Raw genomic sequence first — 19,918 nt, forward strand, 5'->3', positions numbered from 1 at the left:
CAGTTGAGAACCGTTCCCGATTGGTCAGAATTCAAGCACTTTGTTAGAATGCCAACAGTTCAAAGCATACCAATGTGGTATTGATTAATAAACCCGACTATTTTACTCTGATATTCAGCCCCAGTGCGGTATACTCCGGGTTTTCCGGAATTCCGCCACCGCCCCGCCAGGACCGTGCGCGGAGCAAAGCCAGCTGAGCAGACGAGACAGGGCAAGAAGCCGCTTCTGCCGGCACGCTTCAGAGAGATTTCACCATGAGCAGCAACGCCGAAATTGAACGCCGCATAGGCAACGAATACCAGGCCGGTTTCGTCACCAATATTGAATCCGACACCCTGCCACCAGGTCTGAACGAAGACGTTGTGCGCTTTATTTCCGCCAAAAAAGGTGAGCCCGAGTGGCTGACTGAATGGCGTCTGAAAGCTTTCCGCGCCTGGCAGGAAATGGCCGAGCCAACCTGGGCCCATGTGCATTACCCGGAAGTCGATTTCCAGGCGGTGTCCTATTACTCAGCGCCGAAAAGCATGGCCGACAAGCCGAAGAGCCTCGATGAAGTCGATCCTGAGCTGCTGAAAACCTACGAAAAACTCGGCATTCCGCTGCATGAACAAATGGCGCTGGCCGGCATCGCCGTCGACGCCGTATTCGATTCGGTATCGGTTGCCACCACCTTCCGCGAAAAACTGGCCGAAGCCGGCGTGATTTTTATGCCGCTGTCCGAAGCCGTGCATGAGCATCCGGAACTGGTACAAAAATATCTGGGCACTGTGGTGCCACAGCGCGACAACTATTACGCCGCGCTTAACTGCGCCGTGTTTTCCGACGGCTCCTTTGTTTACATTCCGAAAGGCGTACGCTGCCCGATGGAACTGTCGACCTATTTCCGCATTAACGAAGCCAAAACCGGCCAGTTCGAACGCACCCTGATCATCGCCGATGAGGGTTCTTATGTGTCGTATCTGGAAGGCTGTACGGCGCCCATGCGCGACGAAAACCAGCTGCACGCTGCGGTGGTGGAACTGATCGCGCTGGATAACGCTGAAATTAAATACAGCACCGTACAAAACTGGTACCCGGGCGATAAAGACGGCAAAGGCGGTATTTATAACTTCGTGACCAAGCGTGCTGTGGCGCACACCAATGCCAAAGTGAGCTGGACTCAGGTAGAAACCGGCTCTGCCGTGACCTGGAAATACCCAAGCTGCGTGCTGAAAGGCGACAACGCCGTGGGTGAATTTTACTCCGTGGCACTGACCAATAATTATCAGCAGGCCGACACCGGCACCAAGATGATTCATCTGGGTAAAAACACCAAATCGACCATTATTTCCAAAGGTATTTCGGCCGGTAAAAGCCAGAATGCCTACCGCGGTCTGGTGCGCATGAACCCGACGGCCGAAGGCGCGCGTAATTACACCCAGTGTGACTCGCTGCTGATCGGCGATCAGTGTGGCGCCCACACCTTCCCGTACATCGAAAGCAAACACCCGAGTGCTGTGGTTGAACACGAAGCCACTACTTCGACCGTAAGCGACGACCAGCTGTTCCTCTGCCGCCAGCGCGGTATTGATACCGAGAAAGCCGTTTCCATGATCGTCAACGGTTTCTGCAAAGAAGTATTCAAGGAACTGCCGATGGAATTTGCCGTAGAAGCCGGCAAGTTGCTGGAAGTGTCACTGGAAGGCTCGGTCGGCTAATTTGGAGCTATTGCGCTTCAACGAAAGACATATCGAATCAGCGTCAGACGTCCGAACTCAGACGTCCGACCAGAATTAAACGAAAGCGCCCTACGCCAGACGCCGGGTGCCAGACTAAACGAGATACAACCATGATCAGCATTCAAAACCTGCAAGCCAAAGTGGAAGAAAAAGACATCCTCAAGGGCCTGAACCTGGAGATTAAACCGGGCGAAGTACACGCGATCATGGGTCCGAACGGTGCCGGTAAAAGTACACTGGGTAACGTGCTGGCGGGTCGTGACGGTTATGAAGTGACCGGCGGTTCCGTTACCTTAAACGGCAAAGATATTCTGGAGATGGAACCGGAAGAACGCGCCCGTGAAGGCCTGTTTCTGGCATTCCAGTACCCGGTAGAAATTCCGGGTGTTTCCAACCTCGAATTCCTCAAAGCCTCGGTTGATGCCGTGCGTGCTCATCAGGGCAAACCGGCGCTGGATTCTGTGCAGTTCCTGAAACTGGCACGTGAAAAATGCAAAGCGGTGAATCTGGACCAGAGCTTCCTCAAGCGCGGTGTGAACGAAGGCTTCTCCGGCGGTGAGAAAAAGCGCAACGAACTGATGCAGATGATGCTGCTGGAGCCGCAGCTGTGCATCCTCGACGAAACCGACTCGGGTCTCGACATCGATGCACTGCAAGTCGTGGCTCAGGGCGTTAACGCCATGCGCGACCCGAACCGCAGCTTTATCGTTGTGACCCACTACCAGCGTCTGCTGGACTACATTGTGCCGGATTACGTTCACGTACTGGCCAACGGCCGCATCGTGAAATCCGGTGGTAAAGAACTGGCACTGGAACTGGAAGAAAAAGGCTACGGCTGGCTGGAAAATTCCGACAACGGAGCAGCTTGATATGGCAGAGCAATTTCAGTCACAACAACTGGCACTTGCCACCGCCGGCGCACGCCTGCCGTTTTTATCTGCCCTGAATCAACAGGGTCAGGACGCCTTTGCAGCAGCCAGCATTCCAACGCGTAAAACCGAAGCGTGGAAATACACCTCCCTGCTCAAGTTAACCGGCGCAGAATTCGGTGCGGTACAAAACACTGCGCTGACCAGCGAACTGCAGGCCGCCGCGAAGATCGACGGCCTGAATGCCGCTCGCCTGGTATTCGTCAACGGTCAGCTGAACCGTGAATTATCCGACGCCTTAGCGCTTGAGCAGGTAACCTTGTTCTCGGCTGCCAACAGCGCTCAGCAAGCCCTGATCAGCGAAAAACTGGGCAGTGTGCTGGCGCAGGCCAACGGCTCTGAGCATCTGTTTAACGACCTGAACAACGCCGCCGTGAATGAAGGCGTACTGGTGCAGATCGGTAAAAATCAGCGTCTGGAACAGGCGCTGCAGATTCTGCATCTGACCACCACCAACGCCCAGCCATTTACTGTAAACGCGCGTCTGCTGCTGGTGCTGGAAAACGGTGCCGAGGCGACCGTCGTTGAGCAATACGGCTCCGACAGCGCTGAACAGCTGAGCTTCACCAATGCGCTGACCGAAATTATTGTCGGCGATAACGCGCGCATTCAGCATTACCGTCTGGAGACCATGCAGGAACAGGCGCTGCACATTGGCAGTACCCACATTGCGCTGAGTCGAGACAGCCAGTACAACGCGTTCCATCTGGGACTGGGCACCAACCTGACCCGTAACGATATTGTGGTCAACCACAACGTCGGTGGTTCCCATGCCGAAATTGCCGGTGTGTACATTCCACAGAACGCTCAGGTGATTGATTTCCACACCTGCATCGAACACAAGGTTGCACACTGCACCAGTAATGAAGTGTTCCGCGGCATTATGAATGACAAAGCCAAAGCCATTTTTAACGGCCGCATTCATATTCACCCGCAGGCGCAGAAAACCAATGCCCAGCTGAGCAATAAAAACCTGCTGCTGACCAACAGCGCTGAGATTTACACCAAGCCGGAACTGGAAATTTACGCCGACGACGTGAAGTGCGCCCACGGCGCCACCGTCGCCCAGCTGGAAGAGAAAGCCCGCTTCTACCTGCAGAGCCGCGGCATCAGCAAACGCGAAGCCGAAGTCATGCTGAGCTTTGGTTTTATTAACGAGCTGCTGGAATCCCTGCCGCACGAAGCCATCACCAACCTGCTGCGTCCTGTGCTGGCCAAACGCTTTGGCCGTGACGACGATCTGGCTGCTCACCTGCTGGAAAATGAAGCCGCAGGTCTGACCGGAGAACGCGCATGAGTGCATTATCCGCCGAGGTATTGAATGCCATCCGTGCCGAGTTTCCAGCCCTGCATCAGGAAGTGAACTGCAAGCCGCTGGTGTATCTGGACAATGGCGCGACCACACAAAAGCCAAAAGTTGTGATCGACGCACTGAAGCAATATTACGAGCACGACAATTCCAACGTGCACCGTGGTGCTCATACCCTGAGCGACCGCGCCACAGAGCAGTTCGAAAATGCGCGTAAAACCGTGCAACAATTTCTGAATGCGAAAAAGCCTGAGGAAATTGTCTGGACCCGTGGCACTACCGACTCCATTAATACCGTCGCTGCTACCTGGGGCCGTGCCTTTATTAAAGCCGGCGACCGCATTCTGGTATCGGGTATGGAGCACCACTCCAATATCGTGCCGTGGCAGATGCTGTGTGAGCAGACCGGTGCCGAACTGCTGCCGATTCCTGTACTGGATAACGGCGAACTGGACATGGCAGCGTTTAAAACCCTGCTGACACCACAAGTGAAATTCGTTTCTGTGGTGCACGTATCCAACGCACTGGGAACCATTAACCCGGTGGCCGAGATTATTCGCATGGCGCACGACGTCGGCGCCAAAGTGCTGGTCGACGGCGCTCAGGCGGTTGCCCACTGGGACATCGACGTCCAGGCACTGGATGTCGATTTTTACGCCTTTTCCGGCCACAAATTATTCGGCCCGACCGGTATCGGCGTACTGTACGGTAAAGAAGAACTGCTCAACACCATGCCGCCTTATCAGGGCGGCGGTGAAATGATTGAGCACGTAAGCTTCAGCAAAACCACCTACAACGTACTGCCGTATAAATTTGAAGCCGGCACCCCGAACATTGCTGGTGCCGTCGGTCTGGCCGCTGCCATCGGCTACCTGAACTCACTGGATCGTAAAGCGCTTGCCGCCCACGAAGACGCGTTGCTGGCCCGTGCCAATGAACTGGCCGCGCAGATGGGTGGCATCCGCATTATCGGCAACGCCGCCAATAAAGCCTCGGTTTTCGGTTTTATTCTCGAAGGTGCGCACCCGGCAGATGTAGGTACCCTGCTCGACCAGCAAGGCATCGCCGTGCGCACCGGTCATCACTGTGCCATGCCGGTGATGGAACAATTTAAAGTACCGGGCACTGTGCGCGCTTCCTTCACCTTCTACAATACGCTGGATGAAGTCGATGCACTGTTTAAAGGCCTGGAAAAAGCCAAACTGTTTTTGCTGTGAGGAGTCGCGACCATGACCATCGAGACCTTTAACCCTCAGAGTTACGACCCGAATGCGCCGGCCGAAGTCAGCATGACCGAAGCCGCGGTTAAACACGTGCGCAAGCAGCTGAGCAAAAATCCGGACATGAAAGGCATTCGTCTGGGCGTTAAAAAAAGCGGCTGCTCGGGTTTTAAATACGATATTGAATTTGTGAATGCACCATCCGAAGGCGACCAGACCATTCAGGTGGCCGACGACGTGCAGCTGTTTGTGGCTGCCGATGCAGCAGCGTTTGTGCGCGGCACGGAAATCGACTTCACCAAAGAAGGTCTGAACAGCACCATTAAGTTCAATAACCCGAATGCGAAGGATCTCTGCGGCTGCGGCGAATCCTTCTCGGTATAAATTAACGGCGCCACTCAGCGGCGCAGAGCGTCGTTGTGTCCTCATTCGCCCCATCGCCTACCACCAGGTATGTCTCGGGGCTCATTGCGGGACGCCTCGCTCTGCATCCACTGATCAGTCCCTTACACCAGACGCTGACGTTTAAACCTGAAACAGGTTTAAAGCAGTATGATTGAGCGCAATAGCGTTCAGTATTTATAAAGCGTCACGAGCGCAGCTCAGGCGCGGCAAAAGCCGACGAGAAACCGGAGTTTACGGGGTGTAAATGAGGATTTTGAGGAGGCTTTTAACAAAGCATGAGTAAGCGCAGTCGCTTTATCTAGGAGTTAACGTGGAAAGAAGAATGGTCGTGGCCCACGAGTCCTGCCCCGCCCGCATGGTTCCGTCCGGCACGCCGACCACCATTCCGGCCGGCAGCTTTGTCACCATCAATCAGGCGCTTGGCGGCAACTACACGGTCACCCACAACGGCAACATGATGCGTGTTGACGGTACCGATGCCGCTGCGCTTGGACTTGAAGCCGAAGACATTGTCTACGAAACCCGCGCCGATGGGCTTGTGCATGACGATCAGGTTCGCCAGGCCCTGCGTACGATTTATGACCCGGAAATTCCGATTAATCTGCTCGATCTCGGGCTGATTTACGGCATCGATATCCATGGCAGCGACGTGAAGATCCGCATGACCCTGACCGCTCCGACGTGTGGTATGGGCCCCGTGCTGATTTCCGATGTGAAATACCGCGTCGCCAAAGTGCCGAACGTGGCCAAAGTAGACGTTGAACTGGTGTTCGACCCGCCGTGGAGCCGCGACATGATGACCGAAGAAGCTCAGCTGGAAGCCGGATTGTTTTTCTGACCCGTAACAATCGAAACACAAATACGCCCCAAAAAACGCCACTGACATGTGGCGTTTTTTATACCTGTAAAACAGTAACTTTCTGCTTTTTCTGCGCCTTTTTTATTCCCTGCCGTATTTTTGCGCTCATTAACTGAGCACGCCCTCTGACCTGAACGGAACAGCGCCGCCTGTTTTTCTGAAACCAGCGTACCTTAAAACCGTCGTTTCTGTACGCCTGTTTTAATGGGTTTTCCGTATTTTTTCCGGGCGATTGAAAGAATGATTGCAGCGAAAAAAACTCAAATTAGAGTAAACACCCTAAAAATAACACCCTCAGCGGATGACCATGAAAAATCACCCAATAATCAGCGGTTGCGCAGGATGCAGCTGCCTGCTGATCAGCCCTTTCCTGCACGCCACCCTGCAACCTATGGATGATCAAAGCCTGACGCAGTTCAGCGGTCAAAGCGGCGTTACCATCGAAATGACCAGCGAACTGTCCATCGGACAACTGGAATATAAAGACGAAGGTCGTCTGCAGATCAATAACATTCATTTGGGCGGCGCCAACCGCAGCCACTATTTTGGTAAAGACTGGGGCGCCGGTTCGCACTCCGGAACCCGTCTCGACGGTCTGCAGTATTTGCTCGACGTCCTGGCCGACGGCGATCTGGTTCTGTCGGCGTTTATTGATCCGGGGCTGGGTGGCGGCGTGGTGGACTTTGGCCTGACCACAGGTGAAATACGTCTTGCCAATGCCGCCGGCGACCAGTCAGCCACGCTGATCAATTCAATCAGCATGGCGGGCCTCGCCACACAGTTCCGTATGCGCATTGATTCCACAACCAGCGTCATTACCCTGCAAAGTCAGATGGGTATCGCCGATCTGGATGTAGATGCAGAGCCGCTGGGATTTGGTGTACGTAACATGGTGATCGCCAACAACACGTATCTGCAATCACTGAATGAATGGGGTGCCAGCGCGCTGTCGTTGCCCGATGTTCAGCTGCCGGTTGAAATTGCCATGGTCGCACAGGACGATGGCCTGAACCTTACGATCAAACGCTTTAACAGCGACATGGTCATCAGCGAACTGCTGATCGGCGGCACCAACATTGGTGCAGTTACCCTCGACGATGTGAACCTGAACGGCATTAATATGCTGGTATACGGCCATCCGTAATCGCCGGCGAAACCCGGCAGCCACGCATGCGGCCGGGTTCTGAACGAATAAAAAACGGGGCCAGGGCCCCGTTTCTGTTTCACGGACTATACCACCGGCATCAGCCGGCTTCGGGCTCTTTGGTACCCGCCGGATTTAAATCCAGCAGCATGTGGCCAAACACGGTCGCCGCGTTTAAATCCACCACAATCACCATGGCCACGCCCTGATACTGGCTGTTAATCAGCACGTGCTCGTACTGATCATCCATGCGGTACACATGGGTGATACTGCCTTCACGGCAATCGGCAATGCCGAAGTCTTCCGCCGGTATGGACTCCACATATTCCCAGAAGGCGGCAGGCGGCACACTGTCGGTGACGCGCTGCGGATTAATGCGGGTGGCGTGGAATTCTTCAACGGTTAACAAACGGGTCTGCATACTTCTTTCCTGTCAGAGCAATTTCTTCAGTTTTTCTTTGGCTTTCGCTTCGGCTTCTTTTTTCTTGCGATCGGCGTCGGCTTTGGCAGCGGCTTTTTCCGCATCCAGTTTCTCTTTGGCTTTGCGTTCCTGCTGCGCCTGATAATCTTCCAGTTTGGCTTCACCCAGCGACTGAATCTGTTTCAGTTTGTCGTCCAGAGAACCGTCCAGCTGATTCAGTTGCTTCAGTTCGTCGGCGTAACCGCCCACGTACTGTTCCAGCTTTTTATTCAGGGCTGCCTGCAGCTTAGCTTCCAGTTCGTCCTGTTTCTGCTTCATACGCGCACTGAAGGCGGCACTGAGCTGCTTGTCGAGATCAGAACCCAGTTCAACGTCCGGCGAGGTGATATCACCGCGCGCTTTGGCGCGGATATCGAAGCTCTGAATACTGTCGAGGGCGCTGCCCAATTCCCGCGCGAACGTGGTTTTGCTTTCCGATGCGAAACGGGTTTGCAGAAACTGAGCATCACCCTGCGCGTTCAGCTGGCCTTTACTCACCACCGCCAGCCCCTGCACCTGCACCATGGCCTGCTTCAGTTCCGTACCGGCCACACCGAGATTCATGCCCTTCAGTGCCCAGTCTTTCACGGTCAGCGTCAGGGTGTCACTGCCCGGCGCCTTTCTGTGGTCGGACACCAGATCAAGTGTCAGATCTTCTACCTGTTGCAGGCCGGCGCCATTCACAACCACGTGTGCCGGACGTCCGAGCACCGCCGGTTGGTGGGTGACATCTTCGGCTTCGATGAATAATTTGCCGTGGCTGGTGTCTGCGGTCATGTGCGCATTACGCAGCAGAAATTCCGGCCACGGGTCTGACGTCGGGAAATGCACAAAGCGACCGGCACGCTCGGCCTTAGCCGCTTTTTCTTCGTTGCCGGCATCATCAGACGACAGATACGGTTTCACTTTTTCGTACCAGTACAGAGCCTGCTCAGCCCATTCGCCAGCCTGTGAGCCAAACAATAAAGCCGACAGATTGGCTGCGCCATCGGCCGTCAGCTTGTACTTACTGCGGATGCTGGCCAGATCTTCACCCGGTGCTTTTTTGAGTTCGGTCAGACGGGCGGCAATATCGGTACGGGCGTCGGCAATGGCCTTTTTAGCGGCAGCGACGGCGGCTTTATCCTGTTTAAAGCGCGCTTTCAGGTCATCCAGTTTTTTCTTGCGTTCTTTAAAGTCGTCGAGGGATTTAAATTCGCCGGATGACAGGGCTTTTAATTCTTTTTCGTAGGCGGCTAATGCAGCAGAATCCGGCACAGCAGCGACGGTGTCGTTCACTTCGGCCTTATGGGTCGCATAGGATTCTTTAAAGGCATTGCCGGCCGCTTCGGTTTTGAGCGATTCGCGGGCCAGAATATCGTCTGCCGACGGCAGCTCGACACCGGACATCAGACTGTCGCTGCTGCTTTCTTCCGCTTGTACGGCGTCTTCCTCAACAACCTCTTCGACTGCTTTTTCCAGAGCGCCGGATGTGGTTCGGGCCGTGCCGAACTGCATGCCTTCGACACTCAGCTCACGGATAATGGCCTTGCCCAGCAGCAGAGGTGCGGTTTCCAGCTCAGCGGTTGCTTTGCCCAATTCCAGAACGTTGCTCATCGGCTGGTCGGCGTCGGCCACCGTCAGGTGATTCAGGGTGAAACCCAGAGGGCTGAAATTCAGGCTGACCGATTCGACTTCCACCCTGGCGCCAGCGGCCTGTGAACCAAAACGTTCGATACCCCATTTAATCAGCGGACCGGCCGCCAGCATAAAAAAGGCAACCAGCAGACCGGCAACCACCACAAATGCGGCCAGACCTGACCAGCGAATCCATTGCTTCATGGTCTTACTCCGCGATTGATTTGTAGAGGTTATAAAATTTGGTGCCCTTCAGAATCTGGGCGATTTTCAGTTTATTGGCCCATGCCAGCAGACGGTCACGGTAAAGGCTGATCAGCACGCGGCTGGCAATAAACAGTGGAATAAAGGCCACCAGAGCAATCAGCAGACCTCCGAGAACCAGACTGTGATTGAAGGCCGTCATACGCCAGAAATCGCTCTGGTACAGTTCAGTCCAGGTGCTTTGCAAGCCCGGGTTGGCCAGCAGGCTTTCGCCGAGACGCACGGAATACGGATCGATGGCCACCGCCAGCAGGGAAAACGCGCCAACGCCAAGGAAAAATGCGCTGAGGTTAATGCGCAATAAAAAGGCAAACAGCAGCACGATGGCATTGTGCAGACTTAACGTCGGGGTCAGGGCGACGATCAGGGCAAGAGAAAAAGCGAGTGCGATCTGCCACGGTGCTGATTCCGAATTCAGCGCCTTCAGCAGTTTGGCCAACATAGTCAACATAGTGCGGTCCCGGCAACCATTTGGAGAGCGCCACTATAACACGTGCCAAAACCGCCGCCAGCCGCAGGGCTGGCCAGCGGTTAAATTTCATAAAACCCCGGAAAATCCGGCGCTGAATGTCCTGCAGGCCGGCCGTCAGGCGACGTCGGCAAGAGCCAGTTTTTCCACCAGATCGTCGCGGATATCCAGATATTCGTGTTGCGTGATGGCCAGATATTCAACCGCTTTTTCGACCAGCTGCGAGAGTGCATCACGGCTGTCGAAATTCCAGTAGGCGTGGTATTCCGAGCTGATGTCTTTGGCCAGAATCAGCAGCGCATTGGCGCCCTTCACATCATCACACACCTGAGCTTTCCCCATCAGCGACGCCTGAGCGTGCGCCTGCAGCGTCAGCGCCTGCACCACAGGTTCGGGCATAAACCATTCGCCCGCCAGACGACCGGCCAGTTCAAATCGGTCATGACCGTAACGCTCACGTTCGGCCTTGCGCGTACGGGCACCATTACAACTTGCTTCGGCCAGCGCCCAGCTCTGGTAATCGGGATAATTCATGCGCATCACCGCACTGCCGATGTCGTGCATCATGCCGAAGGTATAGGCGTGATCACCGCTCATGCACTGCAAACGTGACGACAGCGCCTGACACAGGCCAGCCACTTCGGCGGCACTGTCCCAGAAGCCAAGCCACTCACCCGCCGCATCCAGGCTGGAACGCAGGGCCACCGATTGCATCAGGCTCGCGACCCGGCTCATGCCCAGCACGCTGACCGCGTGTTCGACGGAATCGATACGCTGACTGCGGCGGAACAGAGGGCTGTTCACCGTGGCCAGCAGAATGGTGTACAGGGCCACGTCCTGACGGATTAACTGGGCCATGTCGCCGGGGTCTGGCTCATGTCGGGTCAGCAGGGATTGCACCCGGATCAGCAGATCCGGACGGGGAGGAATAATCAGGGCAGTCATGGGGTTAACGTCAGCGTTATCAGATGGATTCAGAACTGGCGTGCAAGATACCTGAGAAATTCGCTCAGGATTGAAAATAAGAAATGTGAAATGGTTAACAAAAGTGACCACTTCGGGCCAGTTTGTAACAGGATGACAAAAGCATCAGTTAACAATCAAAAACAGGAAATAAGACCAGCAAAAGCCGCCCGTCAGGCGTTTTGCCTGCAGCCTCAGGCAACGGCCTTCAGTGGCGTTTGCGGCAGGCTGATCTGCACCCGCGTGCCCTTCTCTGGCTGACTGACCACCTGAATGCTGCCGCCGTGTGCCTCAACAATGGAATGCGCCATCGACAAGCCCAGCCCCAGACCTTCGCCGACGGCCCGGGTGGTAAAGAACGGATCGAAAATGTGCGGCATTCGCGCCTCGTCGATGCCTGCGCCATTGTCCTCAACTTCAATCAGGGTGCGGTTGCTTTCACTCCAGGCGCGGATATGCACATTGCCACCGTCATCGCAGGCTTTGCAGGCGTTGTCGATAATGGCCGCAAAGACTTTGCGCATCTGCTCCAGCTTAAATGACACAGGCGCGGTCAGACGCACATCAAACTGAATGTTCACCCGCGACTTCAGCTTGCTGTCGAGACCGGCCACCACATGATGGAGACACTCATTCAGATCCACCTGCTGCTCTTCGGCCTTATCCAATTCAGAGAAAACGCGCAGGCTGCCAACGATGTGTTTCACGCGGGCCAGCCCCTGCAGTGAATCTTCGAGCAGGCCTTTCATATCGTCGTACACAAACCCTATGTCTTCTTCGCGCTGATAACGAATGATGTCGGCCGCGAGTTTTTCGGCATTTTCAGCCTCGCCACTGGTCACGGCGCCGATGTATTTGTCGTACAGATCCACCAGCATCACATACACCTCGGTGTACTGACGCATGGTGTCGATATTGGCGGTGACAATGCTCATGGGATTATTGATTTCGTGCGCCACGCCCGCCGCCAGATGGCCGATGGACGCCATTTTTTCCGACTGCACCAGCTGCGCCTGCGTATTGCGCAGCGATTCGGCCATTTTATTGAATTCGCGGGCCAGCATGCCGAGTTCGTCCCGGCGGTTCTCATCCACCCGCACCTGACGCTGGCCAGCCCCCACCTTTTCGAACTGGCTGGCCAGATGCTTGAGTGGACGGGTCAGGTTGTTACTCACACTGCGCACCACCAGCACGAGTAACACCATAAACACCGCCGACCCCAGCCAGGCCGATACCCGGATATCGTGCACCGCGGCCAGTGCCGACGCTTTCCGCTGGCGCACCATCACAACCCCATTCAGGGCCGGCAGCGGCTTAAGGCTGACCAGCCAGGGTTCTCCCCAGATATCCAGTTCCGTATCCACATCCTGCCCAAGATAGGCGGCCGACAAGGCCCGGTTGAGCGGGCTGCCGGCGACGGTCAGGTCACGGGTACGCAGCTGGCGGAAGACGCCATCGGGCGCAGCCAGATACAGCGCCTGATACAGATCGCTGTCGGTATCGCCGTGCTCCAGCATGCCATTGATCACCTCCGGCGACGGAATCTGAATCACAACACCCAGCAAACGATCACCCACCACAGGTGATGCCAGCGCGGCGTAATAGCCGCTGTCTTCCGTTGATACCTCGAGCACGCTGTCCATTTGCCACAACGACAGTTCAAAGGCTTTGCGCAGCGCCGTATTGGCGAAATCGACGTGGCGCAGATTCTTACCGTAAAGCGCACTCTGCGACGCCGAAAACACCACGTAACCGGCCGGATTGACCAGCAACAGATCGGTCATGTTCTGTTTTTCGGCGTAATAAGCGAGGTAGGTCCAGTACTTGTCTTCCAGCGCCTGATAGTCGTTGTTATAGCTGCTGCCCGGGCGGAATATGGCCGAGAATTCCGTCAGCGCCTGTTGCAGATAGGGCGAGCGCGACAGAATACGGTTGTCCTCCAGCTGCACGTCTACCCGCGTATCCAGTGTGATGTTCAGAATGCGCAGGGCGTACCTCAGATCCTGAGTAACGCTGCTTTCCAGCTGGCGTTCGGCATAGCCCAAACCCAATACCACCAGCAGCAATACGGGCAGCAGCATCAGTACCATCATCCAGGTCAGCAGACGTGCCCGCATGGTTGAGAAGGCCGGTAATCTCATCCCCGCTCCTCCTTCATAACGGCGGTCCGCCATTCACCGCCGGCGTTGCGCCAGAAGATCGTAAGAAAGTGCTTCCAGTCAGATGGCGCTTCAATACCCGGGTACATCACCGGGCGCAGCATGGAATCCGAGATCCACAGCAACTTGTTCTGTCCGCCGCCCGCAACCTGCTGCTGAATCGCCATGCCACGCCAGCTGCCCTGGAAGTGCTGATCGATCAGCACCGGGCCCGCCGCCGTCAGATCGTTGTGACTGCGCAGATACTCCAGCCAGTGGTGCATATCTTCACCATGACCCGCAGCCAGCGCCCTGCCCCACATGGTCAGCATCCAGTCAACATTGACCATCAAGGGCGACAGTTGCGGATACTGGGCGCGCAGCCGGCGGTTTTCCGGGTTGTGCGGATTATCGAAATAGGCAGAGACAAAAAAGAGGCTGCTGTCAGACGGTGGCAGCTGATCGGTACACAGGGAGAACACCCGGCCGGGCTGGCGGTTCAGGCCCGACATAAAGGGCTGATCGCCGTACCATTCACAGGCGTCGAACAGCACCACATCCGGACGGTAGTCGGTTACCTTGCTGAGCATCTGTGGCAGCTCCGACTGACTGCCGATGAATTCAGCATCGATCAGCTCAACGCTTTCGTCGGCCAGCAACTGGTCCTGCATCAGCCGGTGCAGCATATGGGAACGGGCCGACTCGCTGCCGATAAACATCACCCGCTGACCGAGGTTATCGCGTATCCAGCTCACCGCCGGAAACAGAAACTGATTGGCCACCGGCCCCAGATGGATCAGATGGGCGCTGTCGATCAGGCCCTCGGAACTGCCGGGATACAAAAGCAAGGCACCAGACTGTTGCAATACTGGCAACAACGTGCGCACACAGGCAGAGTCGCCACACCCCATCACGGTATCAACACCGCTGCTCAGAATGTCGGCGACCTGGGTTTTCAGGTCGGCCGCGGCCTGCTGACTGTCGACAATGTGCAGTTGCAGCGAAATCCCCTCGGCCTCGGCTTTCTGCCGCAGACCGTCACGCAGGGCTTCCATCATGGGCAAGTCCCGTTCGGCCAGCGTTCCCGACAAAGCACCCACGACCAGCACGGGTTTCGGCGCATGCTGCTCAGGCCAGAACCAGTAACCGAGCAGGCCCATCAGCAGCAAAGACAGCAGAAGCGTTGCTTTCATAACAACCACCGCCACAATTGACTGTGTAAAGAATAGTCGGCGGCGCATGACATCGTTGTAATGAGAAGTAATGCTTTCCGCGCTAATCTTTGTAAAAGACGCGCTCGCCTGTCTATTGTTTTACTGAGATCAACAATCCTTTCCGTTACCGGGCGCTAGTCCCATGACCGTGCACTCGTTATAAAAGGCACAAGCTGGCGGAAACCCCGCCTGATTCCGATTCTTGCAATGAGGATGCTATGGCAATGTCTCAAGTCCCACTCCGCCGCGGTGCCATTCTGGCGGCAACCACTCTGCTGCTGACCCTGACCGGTTGCGGCGATCAGAACAACAGTGCGGCCGCCGGTATGCAAATGCCGCCACCGGGTGTGGATGTTGTGACCCTGCACAGCGAGCGTCTGGAGCTGACCGATACGCTGGCAGCCCGTGTATCGGCCTTCCGTACTGCGGAAATCCGTCCACAGGTAAGCGGCATCATCCTGAAGCGCTTCTTTGAAGAAGGCGCCACCGTCAAGGCCGGTGACAAGCTGTATCAGATCGATCCGACCCTGTATCAGGCCACGCTGGCCAGCGCCGAAGCGAATCTGGCCGTTGCTGAAGCCAACGCCTATTCCGCCAAGCTGAAAGCCGACCGTTACAAGAAACTGTCGAAAACCTCCGCCATCAGTGAACAGGATCTGGACGACTCCGAAGCTTCCGCCAAACAGGCCGAAGCTCAGGTAAAAGCCGCTCAGGCTTCCGTGCGCAGCGCCAAGGTGAACCTGTCGTACACCGAAATCACCGCGCCGATTCCGGGCATCATTGGTCGTTCCACCATTACCGAAGGCTCGCTGGTATCCGCTCAGCAGTCCACACCGCTGACCATCATCCGTCAGATTTCTCCTGTGTACGTCGACATCCAGCGTCCGGCGGCGTCGCTGATGCGCATGCAGCACCCGGATCTGTCCCGTACCGTCACCGTTGAACTGGACGACGGCACACCATACGCCGAAGCCGGTGAACTGCAGTTTGCCGACGTCAGCGTGGATCAGGGCACCGGCACGGTGAACGTGCGTGCTCAGTTCCAGAATCAGGACGGTCTGCTGCTGCCAGGTATGTTCGTGCGCGCCAAAGTGCCGAGCACCCTGATCGAAAACGCGCTGCTGGTACCACAACAGGCGATCGTGCGTCAGGCCAATGCCACCACCACCACATACGTTGTCAACGCTGACAACGTGGTTGAAATGCGCGGCGTGGAAGTCACCCGTGCACTGGGTGACAAATGGTTACTGAAAACCGGTCTGGAAGATGGCGACCGCGTAATCGTCAGCGGTCTGCAAAAAGTTCAGCCGGGCATCACCGTATCCCCGGAAGAAGCCAAGCCGTAAGGAGCAACTGATCCATGGCTAAATTTTTCATCGACAGGCCGATTTTTGCCTGGGTAATCGCCATCATCATCATGCTGGCGGGCGTTATGGCGGTGGAAACACTGCCGGTACAGCAGTATCCGTCGATTGCCCCACCGTCGGTGCGCATCAGCGCCACCTACCCGGGTGCCTCGGCCAAAACACTGGAAGACACGGTTACTCAGGTAATCGAACAGAACATGACAGGTCTCGATAACCTGCTGTACATGTCTTCCCAGAGCAGCAGCTCCGGCAGCGCCACGCTGACCCTGACCTTCGCCCCGGGCACCAATCCGGACATCGCGCAGGTTCAGGTCCAGAACAAGCTGGCACTGGCCGAAGCCCTGCTGCCGAACGAAGTGACCCAGCAGGGTCTGAGCGTAACCAAAGCGTCGACCTCGTTCCTGATGGTAATCGGTCTGGTGTCCGAAACCGGCACCATGACCCGTTCGGATCTGGCTGACTACGCCAACAGTTACATTAAAGACCCGCTGTCCCGTACCAATGGTGTGGGTGAAATGCGCGTGTTCGGCTCCCAGTACGCCATGCGTATCTGGCTGCAGGCAGAAAAACTCAACGCCTATAACCTGACACCGCTGGACGTAAAATCGGCCATTGGTGAACAGAACAGTCAGTTCGCAGCCGGTCAGCTGGGTGGTCTGCCTGCGGTCGATAACCAGCAGCTGAACGCCACCATCATTGCCCAGACCCGTCTGGAAGCGGTGGAGCAGTTCGAAGACATTCTGCTGAAAGTGAACAAAGACGGTTCTCAGGTACGTCTGAAAGACGTAGCAAAAGTTGAACTGGGTGCGCAGGACTACTCCGTTGAAGGTTTCTACAACGGCAAGCCAGCCACCGGTATCGCCATTCAGCTGGCCTCGGGCGCCAACGCACTGGATACCGCCACTGCGGTGCGCGCCAAAATTGACGAACTGAAGCCTTTCTTCCCGAAAGACATGAGCGTGGTGTACCCGTACGACACCACCCCGTTCGTACAGATCTCCATCGAAGAAGTAGTACACACCCTGATCGAAGCCGTGGTGCTGGTGTTCCTGGTGATGTATCTGTTCCTGGGTAACTTCCGTGCCACCCTGATTCCGACCATTGCCGTGCCTGTGGTCCTGCTGGGTACCTTCGGTGTTATGGCCGTTGCCGGTTACAGCATCAACACCCTGACTATGTTCGGCTTAGTGCTGGCGATTGGTCTGCTCGTGGACGACGCCATCGTGGTGGTAGAAAACGTCGAGCGGGTAATGGACGAAGACGGTCTGCCGCCCAAAGAAGCCACGCGTAAATCCATGGGCCAGATCACTTCGGCGCTGGTCGGTATTGCGCTGGTGCTGTCGGCGGTATTCGTACCTATGGCCTTTATGGGCGGCTCTACCGGTGCCATTTACCGTCAGTTCTCGCTGACCATTGTGTCGGCCATGGCGCTGTCGGTTCTGGTTGCTCTGGTGCTGACCCCTGCCCTGTGTGCCACCATCCTGAAACAAGGTCATCAGGGTGAGATGACGCACCAGAAAGGCTTCTTCGGCTGGTTCAACCGCACCTTCGCCAAAGCCACCGGTGGCTATGTGAATGCGGTCGGCGGCACGCTCAAGCGTCCGGTGCGCATGGTGCTGGTGTACGGCGGCATGCTGGCCATCATGGCGGTGATGTACGTACGTCTGCCAACCTCCTTCCTGCCGACCGAAGATCAGGGTGTGATCCTGAACCTGGTGCAGCTGCCAGCCGGCGCTACCCTGGAACGGACCAACGAAGTGATGGTGAAAATGCGTGAGCATTATCTGGCCGATCCTGCGGTGGAATCGATCTTCACGGCATCCGGCTTCAGCTTCGCCGGTCAGGGCCAGAACATGGGTATCGGCTTCGTGAAACTGAAGCACTGGGACGACCGTCAGAATCCGGGACTGTCCGCCGGTGCTGTGATCGGCCGTGCCTGGGGTGCTCTGAGTCAACTGAAAGACGCCACCATTTACCCGATCAACCTGCCTCCGATTCCGGAGCTGGGTACCGCATCCGGTTTCGACGTCATGCTGCAGGACCGCAACAACATAGGTCATGAAAAACTACTGCAGGCACGCAACATGATGCTGGGCATGGCGGCACAGGATCCACGTCTGTCTCAGGTGCGCCCGAACGGTATGCCGGATGTACCGATCTTCCGTATCGATATCGACTACGAAAAAGTGAAGACTCTGGGCCTGAGCATTTCCGATGTGAACTCGACCCTGAGCACCGCCTGGGGTGGTTCCTACGTGAACGACTTCCTCGACCGTGGCCGTGTGAAGAAAGTGTACGTTCAGTCGGAAGCGGCTTCCCGCATGCTGCCTGAAGATCTGGAAAAGTGGTACGTGCGCAACAACGAAGGCGACATGGTGCCCTTCTCTGCCTTCACCACCATGCACTGGGATTACGGTTCGCCACGTCTGGAACGCTACAACGGCGTACCGGCCATGAACGTTCAGGGTCAGGCGGCGCCAGGTCTGAGCACAGGTGATGCGATGGCCGCGATTGAAGAAATCGTGCAAAAGCTGCCGGCCGGTGTCGGTATCGAATGGACCGGTATGTCCTATCAGGAAAGGGTCGCAGGCTCTCAGGCACCATTGCTGTACGCCATTTCCCTGCTGGTCGTATTCCTGTGTCTGGCGGCGCTGTACGAAAGCTGGTCGGTACCGTTCTCGGTGATTCTGGTGGTACCTCTGGGTGTGATGGGTGCACTGCTGGCGGCCACTGGTCGTGGTCTGAGCAACGACGTTTACTTCCAGGTTGGCCTGCTGACCACCATTGGTCTGTCCGCGAAAAACGCGATTCTGATCGTGGAATTCGCCAAGTCGCTGGTTGAACAGGGCAAAGGTCTGGTAGAGGCCACCCTCGAAGCCGCCCGTATGCGTCTGCGTCCGATTCTGATGACCTCGATGGCCTTCATTCTCGGTGTACTGCCGCTGGCAGTGAGCACTGGCGCTGGTGCCATGAGCCGTCAGGCCATTGGTACCGGTGTGATCGGCGGTATGATCGCCGCGACCTTCCTCGCGATTTTCTTCGTACCACTCTTCTACGTGCTGGTGATGAAATTAACCGCGAAAATGCGTGGAAATTCTGCGCCATAAGCAGAACGAAAAAAGCCCGGCAGATGCCGGGCTTTTTTTTGCCCCGGGGCAAGTCAGCGCCTTTTACCTCTTGCTTTCACTGGCCCATTCGGCCTACCCTTGAGCCGCAATTGTCCTACAAAATAATAAAACGGATAACACTTGTATGATTCGCTCATTCGCGCTGGCTTTAATGCTCACCTGCGTGGCCCAGGTACAGGCTCTCACCCTGAAAGACATCGAAATTCCTGCTATTATTCCGGCCACCAAAGATTCTCCGGAAATGGTGATGCGCGGCGCATCCATCCGTAAGGTTTACGGTTTTGTCGAAAGCTATGTGGGCGTTCTGTACGTTGCCAACAACACGCTGGCGGATGACGACATTGTGATTGCCGACGAGGCACGCCGCATGACCTTTTACGTGACTTCCTCACGCGTGAGCGCCCGCCGCTTTACCAACGCCATTCACGAAGGCCTGTCGATCAACGTTACCAAAGCCGAAATGGACGCCATGAGCGATCGTCTGGCGCAGCTGGTTGCCCTGTTCGATCACAAGTTTGTGGAAGGTACCATTGGTTTTATTGAATGGGTGCCGGACCTGCAGACCACCCGCGTGACCATCGACGGCAAAGTCCGTGGCACCGTCGATGGCAAAGATCTGAACGACGCCCTGCTCAAAATCTGGATCGGCGATCATCCGGTCAGCGAGCGTTTCAAAGAAGAAGTGCTGGGTCACCGCGAAGACTGAACCTGATC

Annotated in this window: 15 protein-coding genes and 1 pseudogene; 10 read left to right on the top strand and 6 right to left on the bottom strand. The window is 56.1% G+C overall.

All coding sequences use genetic code 11. The annotated features are described in order from the left end of the window. Positions 1 to 254 precede the first annotated feature (254 nt). The 7 genes and pseudogenes from sufB to ACQUQU_RS09355 all read left to right on the top strand — a co-directional run bounded on the left by sufB (position 255) and on the right by ACQUQU_RS09355 (position 7,584). Entirely contained in the window at positions 255 to 1,697 is a 1,443-nt protein-coding gene (gene sufB, locus ACQUQU_RS09325; RefSeq protein ID WP_430462968.1) for a Fe-S cluster assembly protein SufB, read from the top strand. A gap of 191 nt (positions 1,698 to 1,888) precedes the next feature. Beyond that, positions 1,889 to 2,587 (top strand): annotated as a pseudogene (gene sufC / locus ACQUQU_RS09330) (Fe-S cluster assembly ATPase SufC); the annotation flags it as partial. Position 2,588: 1 nt separating this feature from the next. After that, entirely contained in the window at positions 2,589 to 3,944 is a 1,356-nt protein-coding gene (sufD, locus tag ACQUQU_RS09335) for a Fe-S cluster assembly protein SufD (RefSeq protein ID WP_430462969.1), read from the top strand. Continuing rightward, the gene (locus ACQUQU_RS09340) at positions 3,941 to 5,173 is read left to right on the top strand and encodes an aminotransferase class V-fold PLP-dependent enzyme (protein ID WP_430462970.1); all 1,233 of its coding nucleotides are present in this window, start codon (positions 3,941 to 3,943) and stop codon (positions 5,171 to 5,173) included. Before sufD ends, ACQUQU_RS09340 begins: the two co-directional genes overlap by 4 nt. A gap of 12 nt (positions 5,174 to 5,185) precedes the next feature. Further along, positions 5,186 to 5,560 carry a HesB/IscA family protein gene (locus ACQUQU_RS09345; protein WP_430462971.1) on the top strand — a complete coding sequence of 125 codons (375 nt, stop codon included), beginning with the start codon at positions 5,186 to 5,188 and terminating at the stop codon, positions 5,558 to 5,560. Between the two features lie 331 nt (positions 5,561 to 5,891). Beyond that, positions 5,892 to 6,419 (top strand): putative Fe-S cluster assembly protein SufT, encoded by a 528-nt coding sequence (gene sufT / locus ACQUQU_RS09350; protein WP_430462972.1) that lies wholly within the window; start codon positions 5,892 to 5,894, stop codon positions 6,417 to 6,419. A gap of 328 nt (positions 6,420 to 6,747) precedes the next feature. Further along, positions 6,748 to 7,584 carry a DUF6160 family protein gene (locus tag ACQUQU_RS09355; protein WP_430462973.1) on the top strand — a complete coding sequence of 279 codons (837 nt, stop codon included), beginning with the start codon at positions 6,748 to 6,750 and terminating at the stop codon, positions 7,582 to 7,584. A gap of 100 nt (positions 7,585 to 7,684) precedes the next feature. Here ACQUQU_RS09355 and ACQUQU_RS09360 read toward each other — a convergent pair whose 3' ends face one another. The 6 genes from ACQUQU_RS09360 to ACQUQU_RS09385 all read right to left on the bottom strand — a co-directional run bounded on the left by ACQUQU_RS09360 (position 7,685) and on the right by ACQUQU_RS09385 (position 14,688). Then, positions 7,685 to 8,005: a hypothetical protein gene (locus tag ACQUQU_RS09360; protein ID WP_430462974.1), complete on the bottom strand. Its 321-nt coding sequence runs from the start codon at positions 8,003 to 8,005 to the stop codon at positions 7,685 to 7,687. A gap of 12 nt (positions 8,006 to 8,017) precedes the next feature. Further along, entirely contained in the window at positions 8,018 to 9,865 is a 1,848-nt protein-coding gene (locus ACQUQU_RS09365) for a TIGR03545 family protein (RefSeq protein ID WP_430462975.1), read from the bottom strand. A gap of 4 nt (positions 9,866 to 9,869) precedes the next feature. Beyond that, positions 9,870 to 10,376 (bottom strand): TIGR03546 family protein, encoded by a 507-nt coding sequence (locus ACQUQU_RS09370; RefSeq protein ID WP_430462976.1) that lies wholly within the window; start codon positions 10,374 to 10,376, stop codon positions 9,870 to 9,872. A gap of 135 nt (positions 10,377 to 10,511) precedes the next feature. Beyond that, positions 10,512 to 11,339, bottom strand: a complete 828-nt coding sequence (locus ACQUQU_RS09375; protein ID WP_430462977.1) for an HDOD domain-containing protein — start codon at positions 11,337 to 11,339, stop codon at positions 10,512 to 10,514. Positions 11,340 to 11,551: 212 nt separating this feature from the next. Continuing rightward, positions 11,552 to 13,498 (bottom strand): sensor histidine kinase, encoded by a 1,947-nt coding sequence (locus ACQUQU_RS09380; RefSeq protein WP_430462978.1) that lies wholly within the window; start codon positions 13,496 to 13,498, stop codon positions 11,552 to 11,554. Further along, positions 13,495 to 14,688: a transporter substrate-binding protein gene (locus tag ACQUQU_RS09385; RefSeq protein WP_430462979.1), complete on the bottom strand. Its 1,194-nt coding sequence runs from the start codon at positions 14,686 to 14,688 to the stop codon at positions 13,495 to 13,497. The genes ACQUQU_RS09380 and ACQUQU_RS09385 overlap by 4 nt, the downstream gene beginning before the upstream one ends. Before the next feature lie 245 nt (positions 14,689 to 14,933). Here ACQUQU_RS09385 and ACQUQU_RS09390 point away from each other — a divergent pair, with 245 nt between their 5' ends. The 3 genes from ACQUQU_RS09390 to ACQUQU_RS09400 all read left to right on the top strand — a co-directional run bounded on the left by ACQUQU_RS09390 (position 14,934) and on the right by ACQUQU_RS09400 (position 19,910). Beyond that, the gene (locus ACQUQU_RS09390) at positions 14,934 to 16,055 is read left to right on the top strand and encodes an efflux RND transporter periplasmic adaptor subunit (RefSeq protein WP_430462980.1); all 1,122 of its coding nucleotides are present in this window, start codon (positions 14,934 to 14,936) and stop codon (positions 16,053 to 16,055) included. A 14-nt stretch (positions 16,056 to 16,069) separates the two neighbouring features. Beyond that, positions 16,070 to 19,183, top strand: coding sequence for an efflux RND transporter permease subunit (locus ACQUQU_RS09395; protein WP_430462981.1), 3,114 nt, complete (start codon positions 16,070 to 16,072; stop codon positions 19,181 to 19,183). Between the two features lie 145 nt (positions 19,184 to 19,328). Beyond that, the gene (locus tag ACQUQU_RS09400; RefSeq protein WP_430462982.1) at positions 19,329 to 19,910 is read left to right on the top strand and encodes a chalcone isomerase family protein; all 582 of its coding nucleotides are present in this window, start codon (positions 19,329 to 19,331) and stop codon (positions 19,908 to 19,910) included. The last annotated feature ends 8 nt before the right edge of the window (positions 19,911 to 19,918 follow it).

The sequence above is a fragment of the Thalassolituus sp. LLYu03 genome, from assembly GCF_050507655.1.
GTDB lineage: Bacteria > Pseudomonadota > Gammaproteobacteria > Pseudomonadales > Oceanobacteraceae > Venatoribacter.

Excerpts from the sequence above, each read along its gene's own strand:
- sufB (WP_430462968.1), top strand. The coding sequence starts at position 255 with ATGAGCAGCAACGCCGAAATTGAACGCCGCATAGGCAACGAATACCAG.
- sufD (WP_430462969.1), top strand. The coding sequence starts at position 2,589 with ATGGCAGAGCAATTTCAGTCACAACAACTGGCACTTGCCACCGCCGGC.
- ACQUQU_RS09340 (WP_430462970.1), top strand. The coding sequence starts at position 3,941 with ATGAGTGCATTATCCGCCGAGGTATTGAATGCCATCCGTGCCGAGTTT.
- ACQUQU_RS09345 (WP_430462971.1), top strand. The coding sequence starts at position 5,186 with ATGACCATCGAGACCTTTAACCCTCAGAGTTACGACCCGAATGCGCCG.
- ACQUQU_RS09355 (WP_430462973.1), top strand. The coding sequence starts at position 6,748 with ATGAAAAATCACCCAATAATCAGCGGTTGCGCAGGATGCAGCTGCCTG.
- ACQUQU_RS09360 (WP_430462974.1), bottom strand. The coding sequence starts at position 8,005 with ATGCAGACCCGTTTGTTAACCGTTGAAGAATTCCACGCCACCCGCATT.
- ACQUQU_RS09365 (WP_430462975.1), bottom strand. The coding sequence starts at position 9,865 with ATGAAGCAATGGATTCGCTGGTCAGGTCTGGCCGCATTTGTGGTGGTT.
- ACQUQU_RS09370 (WP_430462976.1), bottom strand. The coding sequence starts at position 10,376 with ATGTTGACTATGTTGGCCAAACTGCTGAAGGCGCTGAATTCGGAATCA.
- ACQUQU_RS09375 (WP_430462977.1), bottom strand. The coding sequence starts at position 11,339 with ATGACTGCCCTGATTATTCCTCCCCGTCCGGATCTGCTGATCCGGGTG.
- ACQUQU_RS09380 (WP_430462978.1), bottom strand. The coding sequence starts at position 13,498 with ATGAGATTACCGGCCTTCTCAACCATGCGGGCACGTCTGCTGACCTGG.
- ACQUQU_RS09385 (WP_430462979.1), bottom strand. The coding sequence starts at position 14,688 with ATGAAAGCAACGCTTCTGCTGTCTTTGCTGCTGATGGGCCTGCTCGGT.
- ACQUQU_RS09390 (WP_430462980.1), top strand. The coding sequence starts at position 14,934 with ATGTCTCAAGTCCCACTCCGCCGCGGTGCCATTCTGGCGGCAACCACT.
- ACQUQU_RS09395 (WP_430462981.1), top strand. The coding sequence starts at position 16,070 with ATGGCTAAATTTTTCATCGACAGGCCGATTTTTGCCTGGGTAATCGCC.
- ACQUQU_RS09400 (WP_430462982.1), top strand. The coding sequence starts at position 19,329 with ATGATTCGCTCATTCGCGCTGGCTTTAATGCTCACCTGCGTGGCCCAG.